This is a genomic window from Candidatus Neomarinimicrobiota bacterium (genome assembly GCA_036476315.1).
In the GTDB taxonomy this organism is placed as follows: domain Bacteria; phylum Fidelibacterota; class Marinisomatia; order Marinisomatales; family S15-B10; genus JAZGBI01.
Genome location: JAZGBI010000107.1, coordinates 1 through 14,398, shown reverse-complemented (window position 1 = coordinate 14,398; position 14,398 = coordinate 1). Strand labels below are relative to the sequence as shown.

Below are 14,398 nucleotides of genomic sequence, written 5' to 3'. Positions count from 1 at the left end.
TGAAATCAGGACATGGTTTACACTTTAGTGTCAAGACATAGTTTACACTATTCATGAAGCACTCATGCCTTTTCCCATGTCTTCATTTATGGTGGACGGTTGGCTCTTGGTTCTTCATTCCCCAGAGCCCATGAACAGATTCTCGTTTAAAAACCGCCGCAAGGAAAATTCATCAAGATTGAGACGGAAAACTCCGTTCATGGCCACGGAAATCCGTCTCTTTTCTTCGGACACAACGACGCCAATCACGTCGGTTTCTTCGCTGATTCCCAGAGCGGCTCTGTGACGGGTTCCCATTTCGGGATCCACAAGATCGCTTTCGGTCAGTGGGAGAATACATTGGGCCGCTTCGATGATATCGTTCTGAATGATGACTGCTCCGTCGTGCAGGGGAGAATCAGGATTAAAAATGGAGACGAGCAGGGGAGCCGTGACTTCTGCCTTCAATGGGGTGCCGGCTTCCTTGAGCGCTTTCAAGCCGGTATCCCGCTGCAAGACGATCAGGCCACCCCATCCCCGGTCCCTCAAAGCCTGGGCTGCTTCCACCACGGCGTCAACGGTAGTGGATGTCCCAACACTGAACAGTTTCCTGAAGAAAGGAGTCCTGCCTACATATATCAGCAGTCTTCTTAATTCGGGCTGAAAAAGAATAACGAAGGCCACCACCCAGACGGTCTGCACCTGATCCACGATCCAAACCATGCCACTCATTCCGATGGCCCGGGATAGGAACGACGCCACGAGAATAATGATAAGCCCCACCAACATGTAGCCAGCCCGAGTTCCTTTGAAGTACGCGTACAGGGTGACAAACAGCCATGTAACCAGCAGAATGTCAACAATGTCGATCAAGCTGACAGTGAGAAACCCTATCTTGAAAAGTGTCACTCAACGACTCCGTTCATGTGGATGGCATCGGCAATCGTTACGACCCGTTTCATCTGTTTCACATCATGCACTCGAACGATTCTGGCACCACCTAACACGCATGTCGTCACGCTCGCAGCCGTTCCCTCAAGTCTGTCATCTGAAGGAAGGTCGAGGGTCAGTCCGATAAACGATTTGCGTGAGGGTCCCACCATGACGGGATATCCCAGATCGACAATTCTCTCAAGGGAGTTGAGTATGACAAAATTGTCACCTACCCGTTTTCCGAAGCCGATCCCTGGATCCAGAATTATCCGGTCCTTCCGGATTCCCGAACTCAGGGCATAATCCGTGCGTTCCCTGAAAAAGTCGACCAATTCGAGCATCAGGTCATCATAATGCGGATTCACCTGCATGGTCTCGGGAACTCCTTTCATGTGCATGATGACCACGTGTACGTCTGAACTGGCGACCAGATCGGCCATTCTGGGATCATGTCGAAGTCCGGTAATATCATTAACGAGCTTGGCTCCCGACTGCAGGGCGGCGCGTGCCACCGATGACCTTCGCGTATCGATAGAAATGGGAAGGTCGAGCCGGGATGAAAGTGCTTCAATAGTGGGCAATACCCGTGACTTTTCCTCACGGGGACTTACCGGGTGGGACTCGGGACGGGACGATTCTCCGCCCACATCAATGATATCCGCCCCCTCTCTCACCAGGCGAAGGGCGTGCTCCACCGCTTTCTCTTTCGTGTTGAACAGTCCTCCATCTGAAAAGGAATCAGGCGTAACGTTCACGACTCCCATGATCAACGTTCTTCGGAGTTTCAGAAGTTCGGCCAGCATGGAGATACAGCCTCGGGACTCAAGGTCCACCGACCCTACCTTCGGCTGTCTGTGGAACTGTGAGAAAACTAGTCAGGTAGAAACTTACTCGGATTCGTGAGGGACTTTGGCTGACTTTCGGGTCTTTTCATTACGACCAATCTTTCCCACCTTCTTTCGAGATGGTTTTCGCGCTTTTTTCTTCGTTTCGATAATCTTGTGGACGTCTTCCCCGTCTATGGTTTCCCTCTCAAGGAGCTGACTGGCAAGGGCGTGAAGCTTGCCAAGATTCTTTTTCAGGAGTTTGAAAGTCTTCATTTCTGCTTCGGCCACTATTCTCGTGACTTCTTCATCGATTTTCTTGGCCGTTGTTTCACTGTAGTCACGGCGGGTAGCGATTTCACGGCCCAAGAAAATCTCCTCATCCTTTTTCCCGAAGGTCAGTGGTCCCAGAAGGTTGCTCATTCCCCATTCGCAAACCATTTTCCTTGCAAACTCCGTGGCAATTTCTATATCATTGCCGCCGCCCGTTGTGATTTCGTCAAAAACCAGCTTTTCAGCCGCCCTGCCCCCCAGGAGGATCTCTAACCGCGATTTGATATAAGATTCTGAATAATTGTGTCTTTCATCTATGGGAAGCTGGGAGGTGAGGCCCAGGGACCGTCCTCTGGGGATGATGGTCACCTTGTGAATGGGATCGGCATTGGGCAGGAGCTCCGCAACGAGGGCATGTCCAGATTCATGATAGGCAGTCAGTTTCTTCTCCTCCTCACTGAGGATCATACTCTTTCTTTCCACACCCATCATGACCTTGTCCTTCGCTTCCTCGAAATCATTCATATTCACCCGGGACTTCTTTTTTCTCGCCGCCAGCAAGGCTGCCTCGTTGACGAGATTCGCCAGATCGGCTCCCACCAGACCCGGTGTCCCACGGGCCACCACCTCAAGATCCACGTCTTTGTGCAGAGGAATTTCGCGAGTGTGAACCTGCAAGATCCCTTTCCGGCCACGGACATCCGGCACATCCACAACCACCTGACGGTCAAACCGCCCGGGACGGAGAAGAGCGTTGTCAAGAACGTCCGGGCGATTGGTCGCCGCAAGAAGGATGACGTTCGTATTGGGCTCAAAACCATCCATCTCAACAAGCAGAGCATTGAGCGTCTGCTCCCTTTCATCATGACCGCCGCCAAGTCCCGCTCCGCGGTGACGCCCGACCGCGTCGATCTCATCGATAAAGATTATGGCCGGGGCATGCTTTTTCCCCTGTTCAAAAAGGTCTCGAACCCGGGAGGCTCCTACGCCAACGAACATTTCAACAAAATCGGCTCCACTCAAACTGAAAAAAGGGACACTCGCCTCACCGGCAACGGCCCTGGCGAGCATCGTCTTGCCCGTCCCTGGAGGACCAAGCAACAATACCCCTCTGGGAATCTTTCCCCCCAGTTTCTGATACTGGTCAGCGTGCTTCAGGAATCCTATCACTTCACTGAGTTCCTGTTTCGCTTCCTCACATCCTGCAACATCCGCGAATGTGGTCTTGGGTTTGTCAGATGTCCACAATGTTGCCCGGCTCCGTCCAAAACTGAAAAGACCTCGTCCGGCGGCCCCTCCCCCCTGCATCCTGCGCATCAGGAAAAGCCAGAACAGAATCAGAACCAACCACGGCCCCATGCTCAGAAGATATCCGAGCCAGTCGACTTTCCTCTCCCGAAAATCGTACCGAACGCCGTAGGTGTCCCATTCGGCCAGCACAGACTCGTTGACATATGGCAGGGTCAAAACGAAATGGTTGATGGACCCCACAATTTTTTCATCGATAACAAGATCCACGTTCTCTTTGAGAACACCGTGAAACTCCGTCTCGATGACCTTGGCACTGGCAATCTGGCTCGACGTCAGATAGTCTCGATACTCAAAGTACTCGATCTCAACTTCTTTCCTCCCCCTGCTTGTGAAAAGACCGGAAAGGAAAATGGCGGAAATCAGAATGACAATCCAGATGACCGACGTTTTCCCGGCATTCTTCCACTGAAAGCCTTGATCATCTTTCTGTGGCCTGTCCCCCTTCGGGCTTTTCTTGGGAGGCCGGGAATCGTTACTGCCCATCTTAACCCCTGCTCTGATTTTGAAGGATGTTCTGTGTCAACGGTTCCTCGCGTCGATTCTACTCGTTAATGGTGAAAATGGCTCTAAGGTTCCTCATCTTCTGATTATAATCTAGACCGTAACCAACAACAAAGCCCGGAGGTATTTCAAAGCCAACATAATCCAGATCAAAATTTAAGCGCGCAACCTCTTTTTTGAAAAGTAAAGTTACGATCTTCAACGAGGCAGGTCCGGCGTCCGCCATCCTGGTCTTCAGAAAACTTATGGTCAAACCCGTATCAACGATATCTTCGGCAATGATAACGTCCCGGCCTGTAATATCTGCTGAGATATCCTTCAAAAGGTGTACGGTTCCGATGGACTTTCCCGCTTCATAACTCGCCAGTTTTATGAAATCTACCTCGCACTCTATAGATAACTCCCTGATAAGATCGGCAAGAAAAATAAAGCTGCCATTCAATACTCCTATGAATATGGGTACCTTGCCTTCGTAATCCCTCGAAATCATTTCCGCGAGTTCCTTCACCCTCGACCTTAACTGTTCTTCCGTCAGAAGCTTTTGCATACCTGTTTCCTTAACTTGCCACCTCCAGGGGAATCACTGTGACCCGCAGGGTCTCCTCCGGAGGGAGAAGAACGCCAAGAACACAAAGAATTGGGAAGTTGACAAATCGTGATCCACGAGAAAGCTGGTAACGCGATTCGACCTACCTGTTCGTATGTAAGTCATCTCACAACCTTTGTGCAGCTTGGCGAACTTTCCGCCTGCCACCCGACCTCGCGGGAGGGGCGGGCAGGGCGGCTCATGAATCCACCAAGTTAATGGCGGCGCCACCATAACTTTGCCACCTGTTGGGTGTCATCTTGAACTCTGAACCGGTTATCCAGACGAATTCCGCAGAGCCAGACAATGTCTTCTCCGGCGACGAGAACGTACTGCCGTTCCTTTTCGAAGCGGCTCACCTTTTCGTCGACGAGAATATCGCTCACCTTCTTATACCCGTTCAGTCCTAACGGTCTCATTCGATCCCCCGACCGCCACTGTCTCAAAACCATCTGTTGACCCGACAGCCGGTCGTAATCGGCAAACTCAAGTTCGGAATTCAGGGAGAACTGATCCGGTGCCGGCTGGATATCCATCTCGAAGAAATGATGACCCAGCGAGAAAGAGATATGCTTTTCCACCTGGAATCGAATTTCTTTCTTTCCCCGGTCAATCTGCTCCTGACCCGTCTTCTCAAGCAGATAGTAATCCCTGTCTCTCAACAGCCTCCATCCGTCGGGCAGCGTCTGGATCTCCCCTGTGGCGGACCGTTTCAAGAATGACTCGAGGTTTACCCAAACAGAATGACGCCACGGCGACTCGGCACCTTCAGAAGATGTCAGCCTTTGGATAAGCCGTTTTTGAATAATCATGGGTTCTTTTGAAAGATGTTCAACCTTTATCGAGGCACACCCGTCGGCCTCCTCTGTGACAATGCTTACCCTCCGTTCATTCACCACACTTTCGATGAGAAGGTCAAGTTCCTGGACATTCTTGGTCAGGCGGGAAATGCTGCGAGTAAAACCTGGATTCAGATCCCGGATTCTGGGGATAAGCTCGTGGCGAACAAGATTGCGCGTGAATCTCTTGTCCTGGTTTGAGGAGTCATCTCGAAACAGAAGGTGCTTACGTTCTGCATAGTTCATAATCTGATCTCTGGTGAAGGGCAACAAGGGCCTAATGATGAGTGAGCGCCTATCGTAAATGCCCTTCAGACCTCGAATGCCCGAGCCCTCAATCACCCGCATCAGGACCGTCTCGGCCTGATCGTCGCCGTGATGGCCTGTGGCAATCCAGTTAAAGTCCCCTTTTTCCCTCGTTTTCTCCAGAAACCGGTACCGCAGTCGACGGGCGTACGCTTCCCAACTCAAGTTCGTGGTGGAAGGTTGGCGGGGGAGTCTTGACCGGTAGAAGGCGAGACCGGACTCTTCAGCCAATTCTCTCACAAATCGTTCATCGGCGTCGGATTCCTTTCCCCTCAGCCCGTGGTTGAAATGTGCCACGCCAAGCTTCAGATCCCACCTGCTAGCGACACCAGAGAGCAAATCGAGAAGGGCGACGGAATCCGGTCCCCCCGACACGGCCACGATTCCGCAAGAATCCCGTGGAACCAGACCCGACGATTCGAGATGGTTCTCGAAAAGTCTTTCCAGAGTTTCAGTCATTTCCCCCTCAGTTGTTCCCTGAGAAAGAATTTAAAGTGAGAGATGGCATCTTTTGGCTGTGTGGAAAATGGTGAGTGTTTGACAATTGGGTTATATCAGTTGGGATACGATCTTTGCCACGGTAGAGGCATCTTGCATGATGTAGAAATGAATGCAGGGAACGCTGGCTTCAATGAGACCCTGACACTGCTCCAGGGCCCACTCAATTCCTATCCTCTTCACCTCCGTGGGATCTGCTTCTCTCGCTCTGCTGGCCAGCGGCTCAGGTACTTCAACGTTGAAGAGCTCGGGTAGAAGAGTCAGGTGCCGCTTCGTAGTGAGGACTTTCAACCCTGGAATAATTGGCACCCTAATTCCCGCTTTTCTGCAGTCTTTCACAAGCCGGAAGAAATCCGAATTTCCAAAAAACATCTGTGACACAATATAATGGGCCCCTGCGTCAACCTTATTCTTCACGAACCGAATATTCGCTTCCCAATCGGAAGACTCACTGTGAAGTTCAGGATAACCCCCCACACCAATACAGAAGTCCGTGGGATGAGTGTCTTCCAGCGCTTCCAGATAGATGCCCTGGTTCATATTCACAATCTGTTCCACCAGTTCACTCGCGTATCTATTGATAGTACTTTTCTCATTTCCCGGACTCATTCGTTCCGTCTGATCGCCCGTCAGGGCCATCACATTATTGATACCCAGGTAATTGAGTTCAATCAAGGCATCTTCCGTCTCCTCGCGGGTAAAGCCGTGGCAGAGGATGTGTGGGACCGTTTCCAAATCGTACCGATTCTTGATAGCGGCAGTCAGTCCAATTGTACCAGGCCGTTTCCTACGGATGTGGCGCCGAGTTGCCCCATCGGGGAGCTTCTCATGGTAGACCTCCGCGGCACGACTTGTCATGTCGATGAAGGGAGGATCAAACGGCACCAGCTGTTCCACCAGATCGAAAATCCGCTGGGCTGTGCCACCTCTCAATGGGGGAATAATTTCATAACTGAAGAGAGTTGAATTGGCTTGCTCAATACACTCTGTCACTTTCACAGGAGCTTATCTCACTGGAGAACCCGGATTCCTTCCCCTACACTTCAGAGAAGAAGAGATGAGACAAACACTGTATCTTGTCTTCCCACGAATGGGGATGGAGAAAAAACTCCGCCGCAGCGATGGAGCTCAGCATTGAATTGCCATCCTGAGGAGTAAAACAGTATCCAACCACCTCATTCCCGTTGCGGACAGTCAGTGAAGGGAGAACGACTACCGTCTGATTCAGAATCCTGCCGTAGTGACCGTGATCCCTCCCAAAAGAGAAGACCTGACTGGTGGATGTTTTCTCCGTTAGGGCAATCATCGGATTGCGGGTCAATCGCTCAATGACTGTATCAAGGGTTAGCTGTTCCCGGACTCTGAGGTTAAACCAGATGACGTGCATGTACTGGGAATTTGTCTTCATAGCCGATGAGAAGAGGTCGGGAGAGTAGTCCATGGTCTCAAAGAGCAGGACGGCGTCCCTGGCGTGATGCGTTCCGTAATTCTCCGAACTGTGCTTACCCACAACCGGAGCGGGGATAAATGAACTGGTCTGGCTGATGTCCGTTGCCCTCCGGATGCAGACAAACCTTCCCTCCTCCAGAGTATATTCCCCTTCGTGGAAACCGATCGTTTTTGCAAGGGCCGCTATGTTGTGGGTGTTGCAAGAAACAACCTGGACGAATTGCGATTCATTCTTGGTGAGAGCCTCATCATTCACACCCCGGGCATATTTCATGCCAAAGCCGTGCTCACTCCCTTGGGCCAGGAAGCCTTTCACGCAGTCAGTGAATTTGTTATAGTACCTATGCTTGTTTCTGTGACCCACACCTTTTGGGGTACAGTCAACCACGACCATCGCCCGCTCAATCGCCTCTTCCCCCTCAAAGTCGGGCTCTATTCCGATCTTCTTGAATCCATCGTAGGAGTCCCCGTAGACAGCGAGACGGGCTCCCCTGGTCATCAGGTCTCGCACCTTGGCACGCTCATAAGAAAGCGGAGAATTCTTGTGGAATGTCACCTCATCGATTCCCAACTGAACCTGATAGTCTGCCAGGAGCCCGATTAGAGGCTCCCCGATGGTTCCCGTTCCAACAACGTGGACGATTCTTCTACCCATCGTCGGAGTCGGTCTCCCCTCTTCTGCCCCTGAGATAATCGAGTCTTTTCATGAGTCTTTTTTCGATGAAGAGCATCCGGATATGCCAGCCGATAACAGTGCCAAACACGATGATGCAGACGGCCAGAAAGTAGCCAAAATGACTATATTCCATGATTCCCTGTCAACAATTCGTTTCTTAACGAAAGCAGGTGGATTCTATATCGAATCATATGCACGGACAGAAGTGCAAATGTGGAGAGGACAAAGAGGAATATCCATAGAATAGTCGTCGACTGTCCTCCCATCTGGGCCTGGGGGTGAGCTTGTGTCTCCTCACTCCAGAACTTGAGAGAAACGTAGACGATGGGGACGTCCACGAACGCCAATATTCCCAGGACTGCCGAGTTCCTCGCCGCCCTTTCGTAATGACCCCCAAACTGGCGCAGCATGAAATAACCAACGTAGATCAAGAATAGGATAAGTGTTGTAACCAGACGGGGTTCCCACGTCCAGGGCTGACCCCAGGCGGCCTTTCCCCATATAGGACCGGTAATAAGAACAAGAGCGCAGAAAAGCGTACCGATTTCCGCCGAAGCAAGTCCCACCCAATCCCACTTGTGGTCACCCGTCCTCAAGAACTGGATGCCCGCGATCATGACAACAAAATAAGCCAGTCCGGTCGTCCAGGCCGAGGGGACATGGTAATAGAAGATCTTCTGAGCCATAACGTCCCCCGCCTGCCCACTGATGGAGGGAGTGAACTCCAGCACGAGAAAGAGACCCGCGATGGCCATTGTGGAGATAACGGCCAACATAATACGGGAACTTGTTTTGGAGTGGAACGGTTTCCTCATTGTTCACTCACATGATCAAAGATTACGTATCCCATTAGAGCAAACGCAACCACAAATGTTGTCATCAATTGTATCCAGATTCTCCACTCACCAAAGTCCTGGTTATTCATGAGGGCATGGGTGGATCTTACGGCAGCAATGAGAAGGGGAGAAACCAGGGGAAACAGTAGAATCGGGAGTAATATTTCCCCCATTCTTGCCCGCATGGTGATGCCGGAAACGAGACTGCCAATTGAAGTAATCCCCAAATCCGAAAGTATGAACAGCCCGATCCAACCTCCCAGATTTCCAGGAATGGGGAGATGGAGGAATAGCCAGAACAGAGGAACAATGACAGATTGCGAAACCAGGAGGAAAGCCAGACCGCTCAACCATTTGCTCAAGAAAATGTACGACCGGTCGACGGGAGCAGACAGCATGAGGCCCATGGCATCAAACTCCTTTTCGAGGGAAAACGAACGGTGCAGGCCGAGGACTGAAATGAAAAGGAAAACCATCCACAACAGTCCCGCTGAGAAGATAGAAAACGTCTCGGGGGACTGATTGAAAGAGAATGAATAGAGCAGAATTACTGAAACTCCAAAGGCGATCATGGAGATAACGATTTCCTTGCTTCGAAGCTCCACCAGTAAGTCTTTTTTGAGGACAGTCAGGAACAAGTTTCGGTCTTTCTATCTATTCACCGGGGTGAGATTTCGTGAACTTCGCCGTCTACGAGATTGAGAATGGAAGAACAGAACCTTTCGAGCCAGGAGAGTTGGTGGGAAACGACGATCAAGCTCTTTTGTTGTTCCTGACACCGCAGGATGAATCTTTCGAGGAGTTCAATTCCCTTCTCATCCAGGCCTGTGACAGGTTCATCCATGAGTAGGAGCCTCCAGGGGACAGCCATTGCCTTTGCAATTCCAAGCCTTTGAAGCATTCCGCGCGAATAGTACCGGATGGGGTCCCACCGCTGACGGACCAACCCCACCTCCTCAAGTGTAGCCAGCAGTTCCTCTTCCGAAATGGCCAGCCCGTAAAGGCGGCAGACGAACCTCAAGTTCTCCTCAGCCGTGAGGATGGGATACAGGTTAGGCTGATGACCAAGGTATAGAATACCCTGCCGGTTCGAAGCGGGACCTTTCATGATGGAACGGCCGTCGAATCTCACATCACCTCCATCGCACGAACAGATTCTTGCAATAACTTTCAGAAGTGTTGTCTTCCCCGCCCCATTCTTCCCGAATATGCCCACGGATGCCGCCTCCCCGACCTGGAAGGTGACATCTCTAAGCACGGGACGAAGGTGATAGGTTTTTCTGAGATTCTCTACGGACATCATGATTGGTGGAACCTGTGAATTATGGGGAGTGGAAAAGATTCAATCAGAGGGCACTACACTGACTTTTCGCCCGTTTTTCGCATCTTCTGCAGGATGTGAGTGGCTTCTTCCTTCAACTGATTTCGAGTACGCTCGAAATCCTCCTTCGCCAGATTGCCCATCTCGAACTCCATTTCCGCCTCCTTAATCTGCTTGTAGATGACCTCCTTCTGCCGGTTCAGAATGGTTGCAGACGCGTCGCCGCTGGAAGGATTCTCCACCCTTTTCATGAGAAGAGGTTGAATGACAAATCCGCCCACCACGAGGAAGGTCAGGACAATCATGAAAAAAGAAAACATACCGCCTAACTTTTTAGTTTTTTCCGTGGCGACCAGAGTGCAATAATGGTGCCCAGGAGCAGCAGGTAGCCGCCTATCCATACCCATCTGACCAATCGGTTAACCATGATTTTCATGGACACGAGGTTTTCCCCGGTGTCTATGCCGCCAAATACGGCATATATGTCTTCCTTCAAGGTGGAGTAAATATCCAGTTCGCTGTGGGGTTGTCTCCGGTTCGGATCGGGGTTGCGATGGAAGTAGATACGTTTTTCAGGATAAAGTCGGGTTATCTCCCTTTCGCCCTTAGTCACGACGAGGGAAGCAATCCACGCATAATGGTTCGGCCGTTCCTCCTCTCTCAGGTTACTCAAACTGATCGTATAGTCCGCCAGCCGAACCTCATCTCCCACTCGCATTGTCCAGTCCTGCTCGGCATCAAAAGCTTTTCCCACAAAGCCGATGAACATGAGCACGATGCCCGTATGGACAATGTATCCGCCATACCGGGATCGATTCTTCGATACCATTTTCATCAGTGCCTGGAAAATGTTTTCCCGAAACTTCTTCATCCTGACCCGGATACCCCGGTAGAACTCAAGTCCAATTGCGCCCAAAACGAAGAAGCTGAAAGCGATGGTGACCGAGGGGTAAAAGGATCGGATACCGAAAAAGGTGGAGACCAGAAAAGCTGTAAGACCGATTAGCACGGGTACGGAGAAATTTCTGATCAGACTCTCCCTTGACGTCTTCCTCCATGCCAGAAGTGGCCCGACGCCCGCCAACAGAAGCAGGAGGAGTCCCAGAGGTACGGCTATCTGGTTGAAGAAAGGGATACCGACGCTGATCTGGGTACCCCGCACGGCTTCAGAAACGATCGGGAAGAGAGTCCCCCAGATCACAACGAAGCAGAGGCTTACAAAGATTACGTTGTTGAACAGGAAACCACTCTCTCTTGAGAGAAATGATTTCATCCGCGTTTCCGACCGGAGGTCCTGAAGACGTTTCACGAGAAGGAAAACGCTCACCGAAACGATAAGAAGAACAAATCCCAGAAACATGGGACCGAGAGATGACTGGGTAAAGGAATGAACCGATGAGACGACACCGCTGCGGGTCAGGAACGTACCAAAAATCGTGAGGACAAATGTCGCGATGATAAGGATCATATTCCAGACACGCAGCATGTTCTTTTTTTCCTGAATAATGATGCTGTGGACAAAAGCGGTGCCGGTAAGCCATGGCATAAGTGAAGCATTTTCAACAGGATCCCACGCCCAATATCCTCCCCAGCCCAATTCGTTATAGGCCCAATAGCCTCCGAGCAGAACGCCGCACCCGAGCACCAGCCAGGTGAAAAGGGTCCAGCGCCGGATGGTTCTGACCCAGAGGGCATCGAGTTTCCCTGAGAGAAGAGAGGCAATGGCAAAAGCGAAGGGGACAGAAAATCCCACATAGCCAAGATAGAGCATGGGAGGATGGATTGCCATGACCCAGTTTTGGAGAAGGGGATTCAGTCCCAATCCGTCCTGAATCGCGAAATCAACTTCTACAGGAGCGAAGGGATTTGATACAAAATTCACAAGCAGCAAGAAGAACAACTGGATGGTTACCAGGGTTATGATCACATAGGGCATCAACACGCGATGACGATTCCGGTTCTGGAAAATCACGATCGTGGCATAGAGAGACAGAATTAGCAGCCAGAAGAGAAGCGATCCCGATTGGCCGGCCCACAGGGCAGCAAATTTGAAGGTTAAAGGGGTGGCCGAGCTGGTGTACCGTGCCACAAAATCGACATCGAAATTGCCCCGCACCAGGCTGGCCAGGAGCGTGGTAGTGGCCAGGAGTATGAGAAAGGAGGCACCCAGGGCAGCTCGCTGACCCGTGAGGAAAAGACGGTAGTCACCTCTTTTGACGTACAGCGTCAGGATCAGCAGAGAAAGAACGGCAAGACCCAGAGAGAGATTAAGAAGAGTCGCCCCGTAGAGAGGCATCGTGTTCATGGCTCAACAGTCCACAGGATTAACCAGAGGATTCGGCTTCCCGCAGGTCTCCCTCATATCGGGATGCACATTTCGTCATCAGGTTATCCGCCCGAAACTCTCCGTCAACATAGTATCCCTCCACAATGACCTCGCCACCCTCTTTGAACATATCCGGAACTATTTTGTGGTATCTGACGGGCAGAGTCTCGCCTCCCTGACTCAGGTTAAAGGAAAGGTCCAGTGGATTCTCCTCGGCTCTCACAACTGATCCCTCCTGGACATTCCCTCCCAGCCGGAAACGCTTGGCCGATTCTGACGTCCCAGTCTCTTGCAGCTCCTCAATGGTGAGGTAGGGTAGCTCATTTCCTTCAAACCCCACGGCCACCCAGAGAACAAGAAGGGCCGCGATACCCGCGATGACGACGGGAAATTTCCTGTTTATTTTCATCCTCGACTCCCCGCTCTTATCTTCTGAATCTTAGAAAACGGCCGATTCTTGCCATTCACCAAAGACCATCTTCATACTGCTCACAATTTCACCAAGCGTCGCGTCGGCCTTTGCCGCTTCAACGACGAGGGGTACAAGATTCTCATCTGATGCCGCGGCCTTCTCAATGTTTTTCAGTGCCTGATCAACAGCGTGAGATTCCCTTCGGCCTCGCAATTGAGCCAGGTTCTCAGTTTGCCTCATCTCCGCTCCTTTTCCGATTTCGAGGATTGGAATTTCTGGCTTTTCTCCCTCTTTTACAAATTCATTTACACCCACCACAATCCTCTCTTTTTCGTTCACCTTTTTCTCGTAATCGAAAGCTGACCTGGCAATCTCCCGCTGGAAGAATCCGTCTTCAATGGCGCGGATGACTCCTCCCAACTCGGCGACTTTGCTGAAGTACTCCTCAGCCTTTTCTTCCATTCTGTCCGTGATAGATTCAACATACCAGGACCCTCCCAGAGGATCAGCCACGTTGGCAACTCCGGTTTCATGGGCAATCAGTTGTTGAGTTCTCAGCGCGATCTCAGCCGCTTTTTCAGTCGGGAGGGCCAGGGTCTCATCCATGGAATTCGTATGAAGGGACTGGGTGCCACCCAAAACTCCTGCCAGGGCCTGGAATCCGGTCCGGGCCACATTAACCTCCGGCTGCTGGGCTGTAAGGGTACATCCTGCCGTCTGGGTGTGAAATCGGAGCTTCGATGACCGGGGATCCTTCGCCCCGTAGTGTTCCCTCATTCGCCGCGCCCAGATCCGCCTTGACGCACGGAACTTAGCGATTTCTTCAAAGAAATCGAGATGGGAATTAAAGAAGAATGATAGTCTGGGTGCGAAGTCATCGATATGAATGCCCCTTTCGAGCGCATGTTCCACGTAGGTGAACCCATCCAGGAGAGTAAAAGCAAGTTCCTGAGCCGCGGTTGATCCGGCTTCTCGAATGTGATAACCGCTCACCGAAATCGGATTGAACTTAGGCATTCGCTCCGTACAAAACTCGATGGTGTCAACGATAAGTCGCATGTGAGGCCCGGGGGGAAAAATCCACTCCTTCTGGGCGATGAATTCTTTCAAAATATCATTCTGCAGGGTTCCCCTTAATTCCGTGAGGGGAACACCCCGGTTTTCCGCCACGGCGATGTAGAAGGCGAGAAGAACAATGGCGGGACCGTTAATGGTCTGTGAAACGCTCACCCTGCCAAGATCGATCCCCTGAAACATGATCTCCATATCGTCGAGACTGCTGATGGCAACCCCGCACCGCCCCACCTCTCCCTGAGAGAAGGGATGGT

15 protein-coding genes are annotated in these 14,398 nt (G+C 51.4%); all 15 read right to left on the bottom strand.

Annotation, left to right across the window (positions count from 1 at the left end):
• Nucleotides 1-114 precede the first annotated feature (114 nt).
• Entirely contained in the window at nt 115-888 is a 774-nt protein-coding gene (cdaA, locus tag V3U24_11300; GenBank protein ID MEE9168029.1) for a diadenylate cyclase CdaA, read from the bottom strand.
• Complete coding sequence (gene folP, locus V3U24_11295) at nt 885-1,745, bottom strand: dihydropteroate synthase (GenBank protein ID MEE9168028.1); 861 nt, start codon at nt 1,743-1,745, stop codon at nt 885-887. The genes cdaA and folP overlap by 4 nt, the downstream gene beginning before the upstream one ends.
• 54 nt (nt 1,746-1,799) lie before the next feature.
• Nucleotides 1,800-3,803, bottom strand: a complete 2,004-nt coding sequence (gene ftsH, locus V3U24_11290; GenBank protein MEE9168027.1) for an ATP-dependent zinc metalloprotease FtsH — start codon at nt 3,801-3,803, stop codon at nt 1,800-1,802.
• 58 nt (nt 3,804-3,861) lie between these two features.
• On the bottom strand, nt 3,862-4,368 hold the full coding sequence (gene hpt, locus V3U24_11285) for a hypoxanthine phosphoribosyltransferase (GenBank protein MEE9168026.1): 507 nt from the start codon (nt 4,366-4,368) through the stop codon (nt 3,862-3,864).
• A gap of 254 nt (nt 4,369-4,622) precedes the next feature.
• On the bottom strand, nt 4,623-6,011 hold the full coding sequence (tilS, locus tag V3U24_11280; protein ID MEE9168025.1) for a tRNA lysidine(34) synthetase TilS: 1,389 nt from the start codon (nt 6,009-6,011) through the stop codon (nt 4,623-4,625).
• Nucleotides 6,012-6,101: 90 nt separating this feature from the next.
• Nucleotides 6,102-7,049 carry a methylenetetrahydrofolate reductase gene (locus V3U24_11275; protein MEE9168024.1) on the bottom strand — a complete coding sequence of 316 codons (948 nt, stop codon included), beginning with the start codon at nt 7,047-7,049 and terminating at the stop codon, nt 6,102-6,104.
• A 37-nt stretch (nt 7,050-7,086) separates the two neighbouring features.
• Nucleotides 7,087-8,154: a hypothetical protein gene (locus V3U24_11270; protein ID MEE9168023.1), complete on the bottom strand. Its 1,068-nt coding sequence runs from the start codon at nt 8,152-8,154 to the stop codon at nt 7,087-7,089.
• Complete coding sequence (locus tag V3U24_11265) at nt 8,147-8,308, bottom strand: hypothetical protein (GenBank protein ID MEE9168022.1); 162 nt, start codon at nt 8,306-8,308, stop codon at nt 8,147-8,149. Before V3U24_11265 ends, V3U24_11270 begins: the two co-directional genes overlap by 8 nt.
• Entirely contained in the window at nt 8,298-8,990 is a 693-nt protein-coding gene (ccsA, locus tag V3U24_11260) for a cytochrome c biogenesis protein CcsA (protein MEE9168021.1), read from the bottom strand. The genes V3U24_11265 and ccsA overlap by 11 nt, the downstream gene beginning before the upstream one ends.
• Nucleotides 8,987-9,649 carry a heme exporter protein CcmB gene (locus V3U24_11255; GenBank protein MEE9168020.1) on the bottom strand — a complete coding sequence of 221 codons (663 nt, stop codon included), beginning with the start codon at nt 9,647-9,649 and terminating at the stop codon, nt 8,987-8,989. The genes ccsA and V3U24_11255 overlap by 4 nt, the downstream gene beginning before the upstream one ends.
• Before the next feature lie 20 nt (nt 9,650-9,669).
• The gene (locus tag V3U24_11250; GenBank protein MEE9168019.1) at nt 9,670-10,314 is read right to left on the bottom strand and encodes an ABC transporter ATP-binding protein; all 645 of its coding nucleotides are present in this window, start codon (nt 10,312-10,314) and stop codon (nt 9,670-9,672) included.
• Between the two features lie 53 nt (nt 10,315-10,367).
• Complete coding sequence (locus tag V3U24_11245; protein ID MEE9168018.1) at nt 10,368-10,637, bottom strand: hypothetical protein; 270 nt, start codon at nt 10,635-10,637, stop codon at nt 10,368-10,370.
• A 20-nt stretch (nt 10,638-10,657) separates the two neighbouring features.
• Nucleotides 10,658-12,637 carry a heme lyase CcmF/NrfE family subunit gene (locus tag V3U24_11240; protein ID MEE9168017.1) on the bottom strand — a complete coding sequence of 660 codons (1,980 nt, stop codon included), beginning with the start codon at nt 12,635-12,637 and terminating at the stop codon, nt 10,658-10,660.
• Between the two features lie 19 nt (nt 12,638-12,656).
• Nucleotides 12,657-13,067 carry a cytochrome c maturation protein CcmE gene (locus tag V3U24_11235; GenBank protein MEE9168016.1) on the bottom strand — a complete coding sequence of 137 codons (411 nt, stop codon included), beginning with the start codon at nt 13,065-13,067 and terminating at the stop codon, nt 12,657-12,659.
• A 30-nt stretch (nt 13,068-13,097) separates the two neighbouring features.
• Nucleotides 13,098-14,398, bottom strand: a 1,301-nt coding sequence (locus V3U24_11230; GenBank protein MEE9168015.1) for a methylmalonyl-CoA mutase family protein, incomplete at its 5' end; no start/stop codon positions are given.

What these genes read in the sequence shown, in the direction of transcription:
- V3U24_11245 (MEE9168018.1), bottom strand. Translation starts at nt 10,637, where the DNA reads ATGATTGTCCTGACCTTCCTCGTGGTGGGCGGATTTGTCATTCAACCT.
- V3U24_11250 (MEE9168019.1), bottom strand. Translation starts at nt 10,314, where the DNA reads ATGATGTCCGTAGAGAATCTCAGAAAAACCTATCACCTTCGTCCCGTG.
- V3U24_11235 (MEE9168016.1), bottom strand. Translation starts at nt 13,067, where the DNA reads ATGAAAATAAACAGGAAATTTCCCGTCGTCATCGCGGGTATCGCGGCC.
- tilS (MEE9168025.1), bottom strand. Translation starts at nt 6,011, where the DNA reads ATGACTGAAACTCTGGAAAGACTTTTCGAGAACCATCTCGAATCGTCG.
- hpt (MEE9168026.1), bottom strand. Translation starts at nt 4,368, where the DNA reads ATGCAAAAGCTTCTGACGGAAGAACAGTTAAGGTCGAGGGTGAAGGAA.
- ccsA (MEE9168021.1), bottom strand. Translation starts at nt 8,990, where the DNA reads ATGAGGAAACCGTTCCACTCCAAAACAAGTTCCCGTATTATGTTGGCC.
- V3U24_11265 (MEE9168022.1), bottom strand. Translation starts at nt 8,308, where the DNA reads ATGGAATATAGTCATTTTGGCTACTTTCTGGCCGTCTGCATCATCGTG.
- ftsH (MEE9168027.1), bottom strand. Translation starts at nt 3,803, where the DNA reads ATGGGCAGTAACGATTCCCGGCCTCCCAAGAAAAGCCCGAAGGGGGAC.
- V3U24_11270 (MEE9168023.1), bottom strand. Translation starts at nt 8,154, where the DNA reads ATGGGTAGAAGAATCGTCCACGTTGTTGGAACGGGAACCATCGGGGAG.
- V3U24_11240 (MEE9168017.1), bottom strand. Translation starts at nt 12,637, where the DNA reads ATGAACACGATGCCTCTCTACGGGGCGACTCTTCTTAATCTCTCTCTG.